Genomic DNA, 17,331 nt, shown 5'->3' with positions numbered 1-17,331 from the left:
GCGATCTTCAGGCCGCCGCGCAGCTTGTTGACGACCAGCGTGGCCAGAGCCTCGCCTTCGACGTCCTCGGCCACGATGATCAGCGGCTTGCCCGACTGGATCACGGCTTCCAGCAGCGGAACCATCGGCTGCAGCGACGACAGCTTCTTCTCGTGCAGCAGGATATAGGCATCTTCCAGCTCGGCCAGCATCTTGTCCGGGTTGGTCACGAAATAGGGCGACAGGTAGCCGCGGTCGAACTGCATGCCTTCGACGACTTCGACCTCGGTCTCCATCCCCTTGTTCTCTTCGACGGTGATGACACCTTCGTTGCCGACCTTCTGCATCGCGTCGGCGATGAAGCGGCCGATATTGGCTTCGCCGTTGGCCGAGATGGTGCCGACCTGAGCCACTTCGTCGCTGTCGTTGACAGGACGGGCGGCGGCCTTGATGGCCTCGACGACCTTCAGGGTGGCCTGATCGATGCCGCGCTTCAGATCCATCGGGTTCATGCCGGCGGCGACCGCCTTCATGCCTTCCTTGACGATGGCCTGGGCCAGAACCGTCGCGGTGGTGGTGCCGTCGCCGGCCTCGTCATTGGTGCGCGAAGCGACTTCGCGGACCATCTGGGCGCCCATGTTCTCGAACTTGTCGGACAGTTCGATTTCCTTGGCAACCGACACACCGTCCTTGGTGATGCGCGGTGCGCCGAAGGATTTGTCGATGACGACATTGCGGCCCTTGGGGCCCAGGGTGACCTTGACGGCGTCGGCCAGGATGTTGACGCCGCGCAGCATCCGGTCGCGTGCGTCGGTGCTGAACTTGACTTCTTTAGCAGCCATGAGAATCTCCTGAATTTCTGGGGAACGGAAGCAACAGGCGGGTGATCAGTTGATCACGCCCAGGATGTCGCTTTCCTTCATGATCAGCAGCTCTTCGCCGTCGACCGTGACCTCGGTGCCCGACCACTTGCCGAACAGGACGCGGTCGCCTGCCTTCACCGAGGGTGCAATCAGCTCGCCCGAGTCCTTGCGTGCGCCATCGCCGACCGAGATGATCTCGCCTTCGGCAGGCTTTTCCTTGGCGTTGTCGGGGATGATCAGACCGCCCTTGGTCTTTTCTTCGCCCTGGACGCGGCGGACCAGCACGCGGTCATGCAGCGGTTTGAATGCCATTGTAGAACACTCCGATGTTTCAGGTTGCAGTGTTGCCTGTTGGCACTCACCGGATGCGAGTGCCAATGACGGTGATTTATGAAAATCAGGCGGCCCTGTCAACGGGTTTCGCGATCGAAGCGATGGCGGCGGCTGGCCCTTGCCGGCAATCCGTGGCACCTTCGGCGGCATGATCAGAACAGGAAGATGCCCGATGCGCCATGGCGCCATTGCCGCCCTTGTCCTTGCCGCGACGACCACTGTGGCGCTTGCCGATCAGTGCGAGGGAGAGAACCTTTTCCGGACGATGCCCCCCGAGCGTGCTGCCGCCATCGAGGCCGCCGTGGCGGATGTGCCCTTCCGCAAGGGCATCCTTTACGAGGCCGTGCGCGACGATCAGCGGATCACTCTGGTTGGGACGTATCATTTCGCCGATGCGCGCCATCAGGCCATGGTCAGCCGTCTTCAGCCCGCACTCGCGGATGCCGCAGCCCTCTACGTCGAGGCCGGTCCCGACGAAGAGGCAAGGCTGACCCGCGCCCTGACCGAGGATCCGACCCTGATGGTCGATCCGACCGGGCCGACGCTGCCCGAGCGGTTGTCCGAAGATGAATGGCAGGCCTTGTCCAAGGCGATGGCGGACCGGGGCATGCCGGCGGTCATGACCTCGCGGCTACGGCCCTGGTATGTGTCGATGCTGCTGGGCATCTCGCCCTGCATGATGAGCGTGATGACCGATGAAGGGGCGGAAGCGGGGGGGCTTGATCACCTGCTGGTGTCCGAGGCTCAGCAGGGCGATGTTCCGGTCCGGGCGCTGGAGCCTTGGGACACCGTCTTTGGCTTGTTCCAAGGACTGTCGCCCGAGGAGGAACTGGACATGATCCGCGCTTCGCTGCCCTCGGCGGCCCATGCCGACGATTATGCAGTCACGCTGACCGAAACCTATTTCGAGGGGGATGTGTGGAAGATCTGGGAGTTTGGACGCTTCGAGGCTTATAAAAGTTCGGGCTTGTCGCGTGACGAGGTGGACCGCCAGATGGTCTTTGCACAAACCCGGCTGATGGATGACCGCAATCGCGACTGGATCGAACCGTTGACCGAAGGTGCCGAAGCGGCTGCGGCAGAGGGCAAGGGAATCGTGGCAGCCTTTGGGGCGCTGCATCTTCCGGGCGAAGCGGGGGTTCTGAACCTGCTGCGCGAAGAAGGCTTCGATGTCCGTCGACTGGACGGCTGACCGCAGGTTTTACTGACCGTTCAGCACGCCAAGGGCATGGGCGCGGCCGGCCTTCTGATAGGTGATGCGGCTGTCGCCAATGGCGCTGATCGTGCCGCCATTGATCTTGTCGCCGATGCGGAGGGTCAGCACGCGGCCGTTCGACAGGCGCACAAGCGCCCGGCTGGCCTGGCCCGCACCGATCGTCCCGATGATCTGGGTGCTTTTCAGCTGGATCCCGTCCTTGACCGTTGCGCTGGCTGCGGCATTGCCAACGGCGTTCTGAGGGACCGCGGCGACGACTTCGGGCTCCTGGTCGATTTCCGGGGGCTGATAGCGCTGGTTGCGGGCCGCTGCGGTGCGTGCCTCGGCCTCGGCCTGCGCGCGAGCGCGAGCTTCGGCCTGGGCACGGGCCTGCGCCTCGGCGCGGGCGTCGGCGGCGGCCTGCGAACGGGCGCGCGCCTCGGCTTGGGCCTGCAGTTCGGCATCCTGGCGACGCTGTTCGTCCTGGGCTGCCTGTGCGGCTGCGGACGCCTGGGCTTCGGCGGCCGCACGCAGGTCGGCAGCCGAAGGCGAGATCGCCGCAGCAACCGGGGCTGCCGATGCGATCATGGCATTGGCGCTTGCGCCTGCCGCAGCGGCAACCGTGCTGGCGGCGCCCGCCACGCGGCGCGGCGGCAGGGCCGAGGAGGTTAGCGCCGTCAAGGGAACGGCACCCGGCGCGGCGGGGCTGTTCTCGATGGCGCTGGCAATGGCTCGCTCGACCGCACCGGCCGACAAGCTGCCGCGTCCTGCGGGCGCGGCCGGACGTGATCCCGGGCGGGCACTGGGGCGGGCCGAACGGGCCATGCGGCCCTCCACCGGCGCGGCGGTGGTGGCTGCAGGCCTTTCAGAGGTCGTGCCGCGCGCTTCCGGGCGCGCGCTGCCGATGGCACTGGTCACGGCCTTTTGCGAAGGCGCACGGACGGCAACGGGTTTGCGCGTCGGACGCGCATCGGCGATCTGGAACACCAGCCCACGCTCGGCCTCGGTCAGGCCCGCGGCCCCGGCCTGCGCCGTCCGCAGGTCGCGAAGCTGTTGCCGGATCAACGCCTTTTCGCCCTGCGTCAGGACGTGGGGAAGCGAGGCTTCGCTGAGGCTGCCTTCCTCCAGCAAGGACAGGTTCGCGGGGCGCTGGGGCGGGCGGTTGCTGCCCGCCGTGGCTGCAGGCACGGGGGCAGGGGCAGGCGCCGGGGTGGCGGTGGCCGGAGCCGTTGCCGGGGCGGAGCGGTTGGGGCTGGGCGGGCGCTGCGCCGCCTGCGGGCGTGTTGCGGCCGGGGCAGCCGCGGCGGGTGCACTTGCAGCGGGTGCAGCCGCAACAGGCGCCGCCGGAGCAGGCGCAGTGGCTGCCACGGGACGTGCGGCCGGGCGCGCAGGAGGACGACTGGCGGGAACGGCGGCCGGCTGAGGCAACGCCGCCCGGTTCGCGGGGGCCGGGTTGCCCGGCACAACGGGCCGGCTGTCGGGCGCGGCAGGGGCAGCCGCTGCGGCAGGGGTTGCCCGCGGCGGGCGGACTGGCCGAACTGCCGGGCTTGCAGGTGCCGGTGCCGCATTGGCAGCGGGTGCAGGCGGCGGTGCGGAGGCCGCGGCCGAAGGCTGGGCCGCACGCGGAGCCGCAGGCGGGGGTGCCGCCGGTTCCGCCAGCCGCGGTGCCGCAGCCTCGGCAGGCGCCGTTTCGGTCGGCGTGGCTGGCGCGGGGACGGGTGCCTGTTCGGCAACCGTGGCGGTGTCAATCCCGGCAGCGCTTGCCGCCGTTTGCGAGGCCGTTGCGATCAGTTGCGCCGGTGCGACCTGCTCGTCCGATACAGGCTGCGGCTGTGTCGCGGCGGGTTCGGGGGCGGCAATGGCTTCGGCCAGGGCGCGCGTCAGCGCGTCATCCGCATCGGTCGGAGCTTCGGCTGCCGCGACGGGGGCCTGCTCGGCGGGTACAGGTTCGGTTGATGTCGCAGGGTTCGGTGCAGACACATCCGGCGTGGGCGTCACGGCGGCGGGGGCCGTCTGCTGGGACACCTGTGGTGCCACGTTCTGAACAGGCTCTGCCTTGATCGCTGCGGTTTGCTGTGCCTCGGGCTCGGGGACAGGCGCGAGGGTTTCGGGGTTCTGCGCCGTCACCGGGGCCTCGCCGGGTCCCGACGGGTTGCCCAGGAACAGGAAGGCCAAGACCAGCCCCAGTGCCAGGATCCCGATCAGTACGGGCAGGCGCGCCGGGTCCAGCTGGCCCAAACGCCCGGCCAGACCGGTCGTGCCGGCATCGTCGTCATCAGGATCATCCGCAGGATGCGCACGGGCGGCCGCGGCACGGTTGCGCACGGCTTCCGCCCGCGCCGACAAACGGGTGGCGGCCAGAGGTGCCGCCTGTCCGTGACGGATGACGGCTGTTCCCGTGCGTGGCGACTGATCCGTGGCGGCGGGCGCATCCTCGCCGGCTGTTGCCTGCTCCGATGCGGCCGCTGCGGGCATGGTTCCGGCAGCGGCCGGCACGACATGGGGCGTCACGCGCGAGATCACGGTCGGAACAGCCACGGCCTTGGCGGCGGCGGGGCGGACCGCTTCCGGCGCCGCCTCGATCATGGGGGCGGTAATGCGCGCCTGCATCAGGTCGGGGCCGCTGAAGGGGCGGCGGTTGTATTCCTCCTGCACCAGGCGGGACGTGCCGAAATCCGGCTGTCCGTCGAAGCGCCCGTCGTCCGGCCGCGCCTGAAAGCCGGACGGACGAAAGCCCTGGGCGCGGGCGAAGTCCTCAGCCTCATCCAGGGTTCGGCGGGCGACGGCAGCCACGCGCAGCGTCTCGATTTCGCCATTGGCGGAAGGGCACCAATCAAAGACCAGATCCTCGGCCCGGTAGGGGGTAACCGATTCCAGTGCACGCGCAATGGTTGTGGCCGTATCCGCGCCGAAAGGAACCGTCAGCGTGGTGTAGAGGATCTGGTCGTCGGGAATGACCAGAACCGTGTCCAGTTCGCCCGTCTGGCCGCCGGCCTTGTCCCGCAGGGCGTTCAGCACCCCTGCCAGATCGCCGCCGGCGAAGCGGGCCTGCCCGAGGGGTTGCCATGCCAACCCGTCCCGGCGTTCCAGTTGCACGGCTTCCTGTGTGAAGCTCATGGCGAATTCAGGGGGCGCGACGTGCTTGTTCATATATGTGGTTCGCTGCTCGATTTGCACCATGCGATCAATGCGCATGGTGTCGTTGACCTTACCCACCACTACCGCAAATTGTGGACTGTTGAAAGAAGAACTGGCACATCTGTGATCGCTTTCGACGCGGTCGGGGCTAGGATCGTGCCTTGCGGCAAGGCATCACTTGAACAATGAGCGCGATCAGAAAGGATCACCCATGACATCGTTCTTTTTCCCCAGAAAGACCCGGCGGATCCTGCTGTCGGGTGCGGTCGCGGCGCTGGTCGCCGGTCCCGCACTGGCAGCACCCCAATTCTGCGGCCCCATGAACGGTCCTTCGCGCCTGACCGTCACGGGCGAGGGACAGTCACGCGTCGCGCCGGATCTGGCAACGGTCCAGCTGGGCGTGACCACCCAGGCCGAAAGCGCCGCCGACGCGATGACGCGGAATTCGGAACAACAGCGTGCCGTGATCGAGGCCCTGACAGGGGCGGGTATCGACGAGGCGCAGATCCAGACCGCGGGCCTGAACCTCAATCCGCTGATGCGCTATGGCGACGGGCAGGCGCCCGAAGTCACCGGTTATCAGGCCAGCAACATCGTGACCGTTCGCGTATCCCAACTGGAGCGGCTGGGCGAGGTTCTGGACGCCATCGTCGCGGCCGGCGCGAACGAGATCAACGGCATCACCTTTACCCGCGAGGACGGGGCAGAGGCCTTGGACAGCGCGCGCCGCGACGCGGTCGCCGACGCCCGCCGCAAGGCCGAGGTGCTGGCCCAGGCGGCCGGTCTGACGCTTGGCTCGGTCCTGACCCTGCGCGATCAGGCGACCGGCAACGGCGGGCCGCGCCCGATGATGCGGATGGAGGCCTCGATGGCCGATGCGGTTCCCGTCCAGCCCGGCCAGATGGACATGTCGGCGCAGGTCGAGATCGAATATGCCCTGACGGGAGATGGCGCCTGCGCGTCCATGCCGATGCACCGGGGCGGGCATGGCAAAGGGCACGGCATGGGACACAACATGGATCAGGGCGATCATCCCCCGGTGCCCGAAGACGCGCCCGATGTCATCCCGCCGCTGCCTGATGCCGGTGCCCCGGCTCCGGACGAGCCCATCGTTCCCGGCATCGTCGAGCCGCTGCCGGAAACCCCCGCCAACTGAGCCGATGGGGGGCCTCCGGGTCCCCCTTCAACGCCCCTGACGTCGCGCCATGAAGGCCAGTTTCTCGAACAGCGCCACATCCTGCTCGTTCTTCAGCAGCGCGCCATGCAGGCGGGGCAGCATCGTGGCGGGATCGCGGGCCAGATCCTCGGGACCCAGATCCTCGGCCAGGATCAGCTTGAGCCAGTCCAGGAATTCACTGGTCGAAGGCTTCTTCTTCAGCCCCGGCGCGTCGCGCAGATCCATGAACTGCGCCAGTGCGGTTTCCAGCAGGCGGGGCTTCACGCCAGGGTAATGCACCTCGACGATGGCCTTCAGCGTCGGGGCGTCCGGAAAGCGGATATAGTGGAAGAAGCAACGGCGCAGGAACGCGTCCGGCAGTTCCTTTTCGTTGTTGGAGGTGATGATGACCACCGGCCGGTGGGCGGCACGGATGGTTTGGCCCGTTTCGTAGACGTGGAACTCCATCCGGTCCAGTTCCTGCAGCAGGTCGTTGGGAAACTCGATATCGGCCTTGTCCACCTCGTCGATCAGCAGGACCACCTTGGCGGGCGCCTCGAAAGCCTGCCACAGCTTGCCCTTGCGGATATAGTTCGCGACATCATGGACCCGCGCGTCCCCCAGCTGGCTGTCGCGCAACCGGCTGACGGCGTCATATTCGTAAAGCCCCTGCTGCGCCTTGGTGGTGGATTTCACATGCCATTCGATGATCGGCATTTCCAGGCTCGCCGCGACCTGCCGCGCCAGCTCGGTCTTGCCGGTGCCGGGCTCTCCCTTGACCAGCAGCGGGCGTTCCAGCGTGACGGCGGCATCGACCGCCAAGGCCAAGTCAGGCGGCGCCACATAGCGGTCGGTCCCGGTGAATTGCATCCAAACTCTCCTTTTGCGTGAACTGCTTGGCGCGGGCTGTTGAATGGCTGCACCGAGTTGCAGATTACGCACAATTAGCCCCTTCAAGCCTAGTGACAAGACGGCGGCCATACTTTATGGGGACGCGCAGGTGCCGGTAAATTTGCTCCGCCCGGCGCCGCCGGAGGACGTATGAAAGCCCAGACCTTCCTTCCCCAGGATTATCGTCCCGCCGAGGACGAGCCCTTCATGAACGAGCGTCAGCTCGAATACTTCCGCCGGAAGCTGGAGGCCTGGAAGCAGGAATTGCTGGACCAGTCGGCCGAAACGCTGGAAGGCCTGCAGGACAGTGCCCGCAGCGTTCCCGACCTGGCCGATCGCGCCAGCGAGGAAACGGACCGCGCCCTCGAATTGCGCACCCGCGACCGCCAGCGCAAGCTGGTCAGCAAGATCGATGCCGCCCTGCGCCGCATCGAGACCGGCGAATACGGTTATTGCGAGATGACCGGAGAGCCGATCAGCCTGCGCCGCCTCGACGCCCGCCCCATCGCCACCATGACGCTGGAAGCGCAGGAACGTCACGAGCGCAAGGAACGCGTTCACCGCGACGACTGACAGGCCCATGCAAGGGCGCGCACCGTTTCCTCCGGTCCGGTTCCGGAACAGGATGTGGTTTTTGGCCGGAGACATGCTGAAACCGCTGTACCGGCAGGACAGGTCATGACCGGCTTTCTGCAAGGCCGGACCGTCGTGGTCGTGGGTGCAGGGATCGGTGGGCTGACGGCGGCGCTGGCCTTGGCGCGGCGCGGGGCGCAGGTCACGGTTCTGGAACGCGCACCTGCACTGACCGAGGTAGGGGCTGGCCTCCAGCTTTCGGCCAATGCCTTCCGGGTTCTGGACGCGCTTGGCCTGACGGATGCGCTGGCGGCGCACAGTTTGCGCAACAGGGCGGTGCATCTGAGGAATGCCACTGGCGACACGGTCCTGCGGATGGACCTGATCGCGCATCGGCCCAATGCGCTGTTCCTGCTGATCCACCGCGCCCGGGTGATCGACATCCTTGCCTCGGCTGCCAAGGCCGCGGGGGTCACGCTGTCCCTGGGTCAAGAGGTCGGCGACCTGCCGCAGGCCGACCTGCTGATCGGCGCAGACGGGCTTCACAGTCAGGTGCGCCGCGCCCTGAACGGACGCGAGGTGCCGTTCTTTACCGGACAAACCGCCTGGCGCGCCATTATCGACGACCCGGGTCCCGCCGTGCCTGAGGCGCAGGTTCATATGGGGCCAGGACGGCATCTCGTCAGCTATCCCTTGGCCCATGGCCTGCGCAACATCGTGGCGGTCGAGGAAAGGCGTGACTGGCAGGACGAGGGCTGGGCGCATCCGGGTGATCCGGACCAGTTGCGGGCGGCCTTTGCCGGTTTCGGAGGCACCGTTCCGGAATGGCTGTCACGGGTCCGGCACGTGCACCTGTGGGGCCTGTTCCGTCACCAGGTGGCCGCGACCTGGCAGGACGGTCGCAGGGTTATCCTGGGCGACGCGGCGCATCCGACGCTTCCCTTTCTGGCCCAGGGGGCGGGAATGGCGGTGGAGGATGCATGGGTCCTGGCGTCCTGTCTTGATGCGGAGGCCGACCAGGCGCGCGCGCTGGTCCGATACCAGCAGCTTCGCCAGCCCCGATGCCAGCGCATCGTCGAGACGGCGAATGCCAACGCGCGGAACTATCACCTGTCGGGACCAAAGCGCGCGGCGGCACATGCCATCCTGCGCCTGTCGGGACGCCTCGCGCCGTCGCTGATGCCCGGCCGCTTTGACTGGCTGTACGACTTTGATCCCGTCGGGGATCATCCCTGACAGGGCATGTTCGATCCCGCGACAAGAGGGGAATGACGGTCCCCGTTGTCGCGGGAGGTGCCCATCAGGCCGCGGCCTCGACCGCGCCGACGATGTCGTCGACCACCTGACGCAGCACGATTTCGTCCTCGGCCTCGGCCATCACCCGAATCAGCGGCTCGGTTCCGGATTTGCGGATCAGGACCCGGCCGTGCCCTGCCAGCCGTGCCTCGGCATCGGCAATCACGCGGCGTACCGGATCGGCTGCCAGGGGATCGGCGCCCGCGGCAAAGCGCACGTTCTTGAGCAGTTGCGGCACAGGATGGAACTGCGACACCAGTTCGCTGGCCTGCTGGCCGGTTTCGGCCATCGCGGCCAGGACCTGCATCGCAGCCACCAGTCCGTCTCCGGTCGTGGCGTAATCGGTCATCACGATATGCCCCGATTGTTCGCCCCCCAGGTTGAAGCCGCCGGCGCGCATCCGCTCGACCACGTAACGGTCGCCCACCTGCGTTCTTTCGAGGCGCAGGCCGCGTCCGGTCAGGAAATGCTCCAGCCCCAGGTTCGACATGACCGTGGCCACCAGGGCACCGCCTGCAAGGCGGCCCTGCTTGGCCCAACGTCCGGCCAGCAGCGCCATGATCTGGTCGCCATCCGCCACGCGCCCCGTCTGGTCGACGATCACGACGCGGTCGGCGTCCCCGTCCAGGCTGATCCCCAGATCGGCCCCGCTGTCGCGCACGGCCCGTGCGCAGGCTTCCGGATGAGTGCTGCCGACGCCTGCATTGATATTGGAACCGTCGGGATCCACGCCCAGGGGGATCACATCGGCGCCCAGCTCCCACAGCACCTCGGGGGCGGCGCGATAGGCGGCTCCGTTGGCGCAGTCCAGAACGACCCTCAGCCCGTCCAGACGCAGTCCCGCCGGCAGGGTCGTCTTGGCATATTCCATGTATCGGCCGCGCCCGTCCTCGATCCGGCGCGCCCGGCCGATGTTGTCGGGTTGCGCGGGCTCGATCTCGCCGGCCACGATCGCCTCGATCTCGGCTTCGGCTTCATCCGACAGCTTGAAACCGTCGGGGCCAAAGAACTTGATCCCGTTGTCCTCGGCCGGATTGTGGCTGGCCGAGATCATGATGCCCAGATCCGCTCGCATGGACCGCGTCAGAAAGCCCACCGCCGGCGTCGGCACCGGCCCCAGCAGCAGCACGTTCATGCCCGTGCTGGTCAGCCCCGCCGTCAGGGCGTTTTCAAGCATGTAACCTGACAGGCGGGTATCCTTGCCGATCACCACCCGGTGCCGGTTCCGGCCGTCGCGACGAAAATAGCGGCCCGCGGCGGCGCCAAGGCGCAGCGCCATCTCGGCCGTCATCGGATGGGTATTCGCGCGCCCGCGGACGCCGTCGGTGCCGAAAAGCTTTCTGCTCATGTCCCGTTATCCTTGTTCTTGAAGGGCCGCGATCAGGCGCAGCCCTTGTGCATGATCCGCGACATCATGGACGCGGTGGATCTGGACTCCCTGGGCCACGGCGGCGATCGTCAGCGCCAGCGTGCCCGCCGCCCGTCCCGCAGGGGTGGCGGCACCGCCGATATCGCCGATGAAGCGCTTGCGCGAGAGGCCCAGGAGAATCGGGTATCCCAGTCCATGATAAAGCGAGATGCGTCGCAGGATGGCCAGATTATGCGCCTGCGTCTTGCCGAAACCGATACCCGGATCGATGATGATCCTGTCGGCCGAAACGCCAGCCTTGCGCGCCCGCGCCACACGCGCCTCCAGTGCGTCGTAAACGTCAAGCAACACGTCGTCATAGCGTGGGTCGTCCTGCATCGTCCGCGGCAGTCCTTGGGCGTGCATCAGGCAGACCGGCACCCCTGTTCCCGCAACTACGCCTGCCAGACGCGGATCGAAGTCAAAGCCCGACACGTCATTGACCATGGCGGCCCCGGCCCCCAGCGCGGCCTGCGCCACCACGGCCTTGCGCGTGTCGACGGAAACGGGCGCAAGGCCCGCTGCGGCGCGGATGGGCGGCAGGATGCGCCCGATCTCTTGCTGCGCCTCGATCTCGGCCGCGCCGGGACGGGTCGATTCGCCCCCGATGTCCAGGATGTCGGCGCCCTGATCGACCAGCGCCTGCGCCTGCCGGACCGGATCATAATGACCGCCGTCGGAAAAGCTGTCGGGTGTCGCGTTCACGATGCCCATCAGCCGCGGCCGGTCCAGGGTCAGGCCCAGGAGGCCAGGGCGGGGTGCGGTCAATGCCGCGATCACCTCGTCCGGGGCGCTGTCCACGATTTCGGCGGGACGGCCGCGCTCCAGCCGCTCGAGCAGGGAAAAACCCGTCCAGCCGCCTGCCAGAGACCAGCGCGCGCCCTGTGCCTGGGGGATGGGGCGGTAATAAACGCGCATCACAAAGCGGAAATCACACAGCGTCCGGCAGGACCAGCGTCAGTCCTTCGGGCAGCGGGGGCAGGGGATCCGCGGGCGCATGCGGCAGTTCGAGCCACCTTGCCCCCAGCCGGGTGGCCATCCAGAGGCCAAGCGTTTCGGGCGTTTCGCCGGCCTCGGGGGCATCGGCGGCCAGACCGGCCGGTGCCCAGACCACCGGCGTCCGCATCTGCATCGCGGCGTCCAGTTCGGTGCGCGTTGCCGCAACCTCGAGGTTCAGCTGATCCGCCAGTGCCCAGGCCGCCTGGTCCAGCGCCAGAAGCGTGATCCGCCTTGCATGGCGACCTTGAGCGCGAAGCGAGGCGGGCGAGGCCGGCACGATCACGACGGCCCCTTGCGGGACCGGCATGTGGGCGTCATGGATGCGCACGCCGCATTCCATGCAGATACCGGTCGCCTCGACCCGGCCCTGGTGACGGATGATCGAAACGCCAAGCGCTCCGGGTCCGCGGTCCAGCTTTTCGACAATGACCTCGATCCGCGCGGCGCGGGGATGAGCCAACACTTCGGCCGCAATGCGTTCGGCCAACGTCTCGACAAGGTTGTAGCGCTGGTCGGCCAGGGCCGTGTCCACGGCCTGCGTCAGCACATCATAGGACAGGATGTGATCAACGTGATCGCCGGCGCCGGAGACTGCATCGCGCAGATCGACGGTCAGGTTGAAGCGCAGGCGCTGGTCGACGCCGCGTTCGGACTGAAAGGCGCCGATCTCGGTCGTCAGGACGTGGTCGCGCAGAAAGATGCGGTCAGGATGTTCCATGCCCACCTTTCACAGCAAAACCGCGCGATGGGCAAGGGCCGGACCGCCTCAGTTCGATGCGATGCGCTGCTGGGTACGATAGAAGATGTGGCGGCCGATCTGGACCGTCCGCTCGAAGCGCCGCGACCATGCGGGCCGAACGGCCGGTGTGTGGAAATAGGTGGCGCCGCCGGTCAATTGGCGCGGCGCGCCGGCAAGGGCGTTCTGGGCGATGTCACGGGCGCGCAGATAGGCGGCCTTGTTCCGGATCGGCTTGGCCCCGCCGATCGTATAGCTGAACTGGCTGGGCTGGTTGATGACGCCGCAAACGGTGGACGGAAAGCGGCCGCTGTCCACGCGGTTCAGAATCACCTCGGCCACGGCAAGCTGGCCTTGCGTTCCTTCGCCCCGTGCCTCGTGATAGAGTGCCTCGGCCATGCAGTCGACATCGGCCTTGGAATAGCCGGACCGCGTGCTGGCCAGGTGCAGCTGTTCAACAGGCTCTTTCGGCTTGCTTTCCACTTTCGCAGGCCGCGGGTCCGTGTATAGAAGCGGCGAAAGACCCGGCGTCCGTGCTGCAGCCTCAAGTGCACCGAACATCGACGCTTCCGACGTGAAGAGGGAACCACTTCCCCCTGCGGCGGCGCTGACGGTCAAAAGGGGCAGGGCAGTGGCGGCACAAAGACAAGCGTGCGCCAGCCGGTTGATCAGCTTGGGCATAGTCAGTCCTATACAGGCCACGCATTGAGCGGGCGTTAAGAAGCGCAGACCGGGATCGGATCGTGGCTGCGCGGGCTGACGATGTGCTTAGATTTTTAACCAAAGCGCTGGCTATCCCACATCCGTGTGAGGGACGGAACCGGGCCGTTTCGTGTCAATTTGGGCAGGAACTTGCCGCACGTCCCGGCGCATTCCGGCGTGAATCGGCGCAACTCGCCCATAGGGCGAACCACAATGGATCGAAAATCAACAACTTACAGTTGCGGAATCAATGCAGTGGCTGGCGCGTCTGCCCAGGATCGCGGATTGCGCGGCGGCCAGCCGGGCGACCGGAACGCGGAACGGAGAGCAGGACACGTAATCCACGCCCGCCGCATGGCAGAAGGCGATGGATTCGGGATTGCCGCCATGCTCGCCGCAAACGCTGATGGTGATGCCCGGAAACTGTTCCCGTGCCCGCTGGACGCCGATCAGCACCAGTTCGCCCACTCCGTCCTGGTCCAGGACGTGAAACGGGTCTTCCGCATAAACGCCCTGACCCACATAGGTGCCCATGAACCGTCCCGCGTCGTCGCGAGACAGGCCATAGGTCATCTGCGTCAGGTCGTTCGTGCCAAAGGACAGAAAGGCGGAATGGGCCGCGATGTCGCCCGCCCGCAAGGCCGCGCGCGGCGTTTCCACCATGACCCCCAGCCGATAGGTGAAATCGACCCGGCGCTCGTTCCGGACGGCGGCCGCGACCGAGTCGATGCGGTTCTTGACCAGTTCCACCTCGCGCATGGCGCTGACCAGGGGGATCATGATCTCGGGCACCACGGGGTCGCCCTTGTGGCTGGCATCGACCGTCGCCTCGAAGATGGCGCGGGCCTGCATGTCATAGATCTCGGGGACAGTGATTCCCAGCCGCACCCCGCGCATGCCCAGCATCGGGTTGAACTCGCTCAAGGCCTCCACGCGGCGGGTCACATCCGAAAGCGGCAGGTCCAGCGACGAGGCCAGTTCCCGCAACCCGTCGCGGTCATGGGGCAGGAATTCGTGCAAGGGGGGGTCGAACAGGCGGATCGTGACGGGCAGGCCCGCCATGATCTCGAACAGGCGGGTAAAGTCGGTGCGCTGCATCGGCAGGATGCGTTCAAGCGACAGGCGCCGGTCTTCGGGGCGGTCGGCAAAGATCATCTCGCGCATGGCCGGCAGGCGCTCGTCGTCAAAGAACATGTGCTCGGTCCGGCACAGGCCGATGCCCTGCGCCTGAAAACGGCGGGCCGCCAGCGCATCCTCGGGCGTGTCGGCATTGGCGCGGATCCCCAGCCCGCCCGCCGCGGCGGCCCAGTCCATCAGCTGCGTGAAGGCGTCGTCCAGCGCCGGCGGCAGCAGCGCCGCGGCACCGGCCAGCACCTCGCCCGAACTGCCGTCGATGGTGATCTCGTCCCCTTCATGCAGAAGGATATCGCCCACGCGCAGAGTGCGCGCGCGGGCATCGATGCCGATGCCGTTGGCGCCCACGATGCAGGGCAGACCTAGACCGCGCGCGATCACCGCCGCATGGCTGCTGGTCCCGCCCCGCTCGGTCAGCACCCCGACCGAGGCATGCATGCCGCGAATATCCTCGGGCGCCGTTTCCCGGCGCACCAGGATGCAGGGCTCGTCCCGCGAATGGCTGGCCTGGGCGGCGGCCGACGAAAAGACGATGCGGCCCGTGGCGGCTCCGGGGCTGGCATCGATGCCGCGTGCGATCACGTTGCGAGGCGCACGGGGATCGACCTGGTGATGCAACAGGTCAGCCAGGGCGCGGGGCTCGACCCGCATCAGCGCTTCCTCGTGGGGAATGACGCCGTCGCGTGCCAGGCTGACGGCGATGCGCACGCTTGCGCGCGAACTGCGCGCCACCCGGACCGCGTCGATGATCGAGATGCGGCCGTCGGTCACCACGAACTCGATCTGCATTTCCTCGCGCAGGCGCTCCCGGGCGGCGATGCCAAAGCGGACCAGATCGGCAAAGATCTCGGGCGCGGTGTCTTCCAAGGAAGGGCCGCGCTCGTCCCGGGTCAGGAACAGCGTCTCGGCCCCGGCGCCCACGGCGGCGCCATGGCGCTGGCCACGGAACCGGCCCGTGACGCGGGGGGACCCGGTCACCGGGTCGATGAACTGGATTGTTCCCGATCCGCACAATCCGGGACCCAGCGCCAGAGCCATGTCCTGCACGACCAGTCCCAGGGGGGCATCGGCAGGGGCCCCCTTGGCCTGGCGCAACAGCCGCGCCGTCGGCCCGTCCCAGGCACGCGCCATGCTGCGCAACACTTCCGACAACTGCACCGCCGGGTCCTGGGGAAAATCCTCGTCCATCTCGTCGCGGTAACAGCGCAAGGCTTGGGCCAGTGCGTCGGGTCCGTCCTGCGTGAACATGTCGGGATCCAGCCGGGCAATGTGGATCGCATAGCTTTGCACAAAGGACAGATAGACTGCATCGGCATTGCCGCGTCCCACGATGCCGGTCAGCCGGTCGTGCAGCGCATCGTTGATGCCCACGTTCAGAACCGTTCCCGGACCGCCCCAGTCGGGCATCACGGCCGAAGGACGCACGCTGACCAGCCCGGTCCGGGCAAAGACCGAATGGAGCGCCTCGGGGCGCATGTTGCGGCCTTGCGCGATCATGCGAACGGTGTCGGCGGAAATGGCAAAGCTGCGCGGCACCGGCAACTGCATCCGGATCAGGCGTTGCAGGCATTTGGCCCGCCAGCCATGGCTGGCGCGGTCGATTGGACCCGAAGGGGTGATCTCGGTCGCTTCCGAGAAATCATGTGCGTTCATGAGGCGAGAGCATGATCGCGCACGCGTCGCCTCGCAAGGGTGAAAAAGGGGGCCGCAGCCCCCTTGATCCTGTCCGACTGTCGCAGGCTCAGGCGTCGTCGCCCGCGGCCTCGCCTTCGGGCGTTCCGGCCGGGGCATCGCCCGGGGCCGCAATGGTGACGTTCAGCATGTAGTCGGGTTCGGCAACCGAGCCATTGGCTGCGGCATCGCCCTTCTTGATGCCGTCCAGAACGTCCCAACCTTCGATCAGCTGACCCACGACGGTGTATTCGCCGTCAAGAAAGGGTGCGGGCGCCAGATCGATGAAGAACTGGCTGTTGGCGCTGTTGGGGTCCATGGCACGGGCCATGCCGACGGTGCCGCGGTCAAAGGTCGTGTCGCTGAACTCGGCCTCCAGGTCGGGCAGGTCGGAACCGCCCATGCCGGCCATGGCGGTGTCGCCATCCTGGCGGCCATGCTCGACATCGCCCGTCTGGGCCATGAAGCCCTCGATCACGCGGTGAAAGACGACGCCGTTGTACGCGCCCTGTGCGGTCAGTTCGACCAAACGGGCCACGTGGTTGGGCGCCAGGTCCTCGCGCAGGTCCAGCACGATCGTGCCCTTGGAATTGCCTTCGGCATCGGCCACCTCGATGACCATGTTCGGGCCATCGGTATCCTCGACCTGCGGGTTGGCGACCTGTGCAAGGGCCGCACCGGTGCCCAGGGCCAGGATGGCGGGGATCAGGGCGATCTTACGCATCGGCAGCCACCTTGACCGAGATCATGCGGTCCGGGTTCGCAGGCGGCTCGCCGCGCTGGATCTTGTCCACATGCTCCATCCCCTCGATCACGCGGCCATAGACCGTATATTGACCGTTCAGGAAATGGTTGTCGCCAAAGTTGATGAAGAACTGGCTGTTGGCGCTGTTGGGGTTCTGCGAGCGCGCCGCACCCAGGGTGCCGCGGTCATGGGGCAGCTTGGAGAATTCCGCCGGCAGGTCCGGCATGTCTGATCCGCCCGTGCCGGCACGGCCCGCGTTATAGCCTTTTTCCATGTTGGCATGGGCCACGTCGCCGGTCTGCGCCATGAAACCTTCGATGACGCGGTGGAAGGCCACGTTGTCATACGCGCCGGCGCGGGCCAGTTCTTTCATCCGCTCGGCATGCTTGGGGGCAACGTCGGGCAGCAGCTCGATGACGACGCGGCCGTCCTTCAGCTCGACGATGATGGTGTTTTCCGGGTCCTTGATCTCGGCCATCTGGCCCTCCTGTGGCTTGTTCGACCCCTGATCT

At 67.1% G+C, this 17,331-nt stretch carries 15 protein-coding genes; 4 read left to right on the top strand and 11 right to left on the bottom strand.

Going from position 1 to position 17,331, the window contains the following annotated elements; all coding sequences use genetic code 11:
- The coding region (groEL, locus tag ACLHHB_RS12905; protein ID WP_410218684.1) for a chaperonin GroEL at nucleotides 1-821 on the bottom strand (821 nt) is incomplete at its 3' end.
- 45 nt (nucleotides 822-866) lie between these two features.
- Nucleotides 867-1,154 (bottom strand): co-chaperone GroES, encoded by a 288-nt coding sequence (locus ACLHHB_RS12900; RefSeq protein WP_410218686.1) that lies wholly within the window; start codon nucleotides 1,152-1,154, stop codon nucleotides 867-869.
- 193 nt (nucleotides 1,155-1,347) lie between these two features.
- Here ACLHHB_RS12900 and ACLHHB_RS12895 point away from each other — a divergent pair, with 193 nt between their 5' ends.
- Nucleotides 1,348-2,367 carry a TraB/GumN family protein gene (locus ACLHHB_RS12895; RefSeq protein ID WP_410218683.1) on the top strand — a complete coding sequence of 340 codons (1,020 nt, stop codon included), beginning with the start codon at nucleotides 1,348-1,350 and terminating at the stop codon, nucleotides 2,365-2,367.
- Between the two features lie 9 nt (nucleotides 2,368-2,376).
- On the opposite strand, the gene ACLHHB_RS12890 is transcribed toward ACLHHB_RS12895, so the two are convergent.
- A complete protein-coding gene (locus tag ACLHHB_RS12890; RefSeq protein ID WP_410218682.1) occupies nucleotides 2,377-5,520 on the bottom strand; it encodes a hypothetical protein in 3,144 nt (1,047 codons plus the stop codon).
- Between the two features lie 199 nt (nucleotides 5,521-5,719).
- On the opposite strand from ACLHHB_RS12890, the gene ACLHHB_RS12885 reads away from it, so the two are divergent.
- A complete protein-coding gene (locus tag ACLHHB_RS12885; protein WP_410218681.1) occupies nucleotides 5,720-6,664 on the top strand; it encodes an SIMPL domain-containing protein in 945 nt (314 codons plus the stop codon).
- Between the two features lie 27 nt (nucleotides 6,665-6,691).
- On the opposite strand, the gene ACLHHB_RS12880 is transcribed toward ACLHHB_RS12885, so the two are convergent.
- The gene (locus tag ACLHHB_RS12880; protein WP_410218680.1) at nucleotides 6,692-7,534 is read right to left on the bottom strand and encodes an AAA family ATPase; all 843 of its coding nucleotides are present in this window, start codon (nucleotides 7,532-7,534) and stop codon (nucleotides 6,692-6,694) included.
- Nucleotides 7,535-7,705: 171 nt separating this feature from the next.
- On the opposite strand from ACLHHB_RS12880, the gene dksA reads away from it, so the two are divergent.
- Both dksA and ACLHHB_RS12870 read left to right on the top strand, forming a co-directional pair.
- Nucleotides 7,706-8,128 (top strand): RNA polymerase-binding protein DksA, encoded by a 423-nt coding sequence (gene dksA, locus ACLHHB_RS12875; RefSeq protein WP_111298853.1) that lies wholly within the window; start codon nucleotides 7,706-7,708, stop codon nucleotides 8,126-8,128.
- A 105-nt stretch (nucleotides 8,129-8,233) separates the two neighbouring features.
- On the top strand, nucleotides 8,234-9,364 hold the full coding sequence (locus ACLHHB_RS12870; protein ID WP_410218679.1) for an FAD-dependent oxidoreductase: 1,131 nt from the start codon (nucleotides 8,234-8,236) through the stop codon (nucleotides 9,362-9,364).
- Nucleotides 9,365-9,428: 64 nt separating this feature from the next.
- Here ACLHHB_RS12870 and glmM read toward each other — a convergent pair whose 3' ends face one another.
- The 7 genes from glmM to ACLHHB_RS12835 all read right to left on the bottom strand — a co-directional run bounded on the left by glmM (nucleotide 9,429) and on the right by ACLHHB_RS12835 (nucleotide 17,297).
- Complete coding sequence (gene glmM / locus ACLHHB_RS12865; RefSeq protein WP_410218678.1) at nucleotides 9,429-10,772, bottom strand: phosphoglucosamine mutase; 1,344 nt, start codon at nucleotides 10,770-10,772, stop codon at nucleotides 9,429-9,431.
- A 6-nt stretch (nucleotides 10,773-10,778) separates the two neighbouring features.
- A complete protein-coding gene (gene folP, locus ACLHHB_RS12860; protein ID WP_410218677.1) occupies nucleotides 10,779-11,750 on the bottom strand; it encodes a dihydropteroate synthase in 972 nt (323 codons plus the stop codon).
- 13 nt (nucleotides 11,751-11,763) lie between these two features.
- Nucleotides 11,764-12,549 carry a dihydroneopterin aldolase gene (locus ACLHHB_RS12855; protein ID WP_410218676.1) on the bottom strand — a complete coding sequence of 262 codons (786 nt, stop codon included), beginning with the start codon at nucleotides 12,547-12,549 and terminating at the stop codon, nucleotides 11,764-11,766.
- A 48-nt stretch (nucleotides 12,550-12,597) separates the two neighbouring features.
- A complete protein-coding gene (locus ACLHHB_RS12850; RefSeq protein WP_410218675.1) occupies nucleotides 12,598-13,248 on the bottom strand; it encodes a cell wall hydrolase in 651 nt (216 codons plus the stop codon).
- Between the two features lie 246 nt (nucleotides 13,249-13,494).
- Nucleotides 13,495-16,056, bottom strand: coding sequence for a putative PEP-binding protein (locus ACLHHB_RS12845; protein WP_410218674.1), 2,562 nt, complete (start codon nucleotides 16,054-16,056; stop codon nucleotides 13,495-13,497).
- Between the two features lie 88 nt (nucleotides 16,057-16,144).
- Nucleotides 16,145-16,798 carry a peptidylprolyl isomerase gene (locus tag ACLHHB_RS12840; protein ID WP_410218673.1) on the bottom strand — a complete coding sequence of 218 codons (654 nt, stop codon included), beginning with the start codon at nucleotides 16,796-16,798 and terminating at the stop codon, nucleotides 16,145-16,147.
- A complete protein-coding gene (locus ACLHHB_RS12835; RefSeq protein WP_410218685.1) occupies nucleotides 16,791-17,297 on the bottom strand; it encodes a peptidylprolyl isomerase in 507 nt (168 codons plus the stop codon). Before ACLHHB_RS12835 ends, ACLHHB_RS12840 begins: the two co-directional genes overlap by 8 nt.
- Nucleotides 17,298-17,331: the final 34 nt, after the last annotated feature.

It is taken from the genome of Paracoccus sp. (in: a-proteobacteria) (assembly GCF_046462195.1).
Classification (GTDB): domain Bacteria; phylum Pseudomonadota; class Alphaproteobacteria; order Rhodobacterales; family Rhodobacteraceae; genus Paracoccus.
This window is presented reverse-complemented; position numbering and strand designations above follow the sequence as displayed.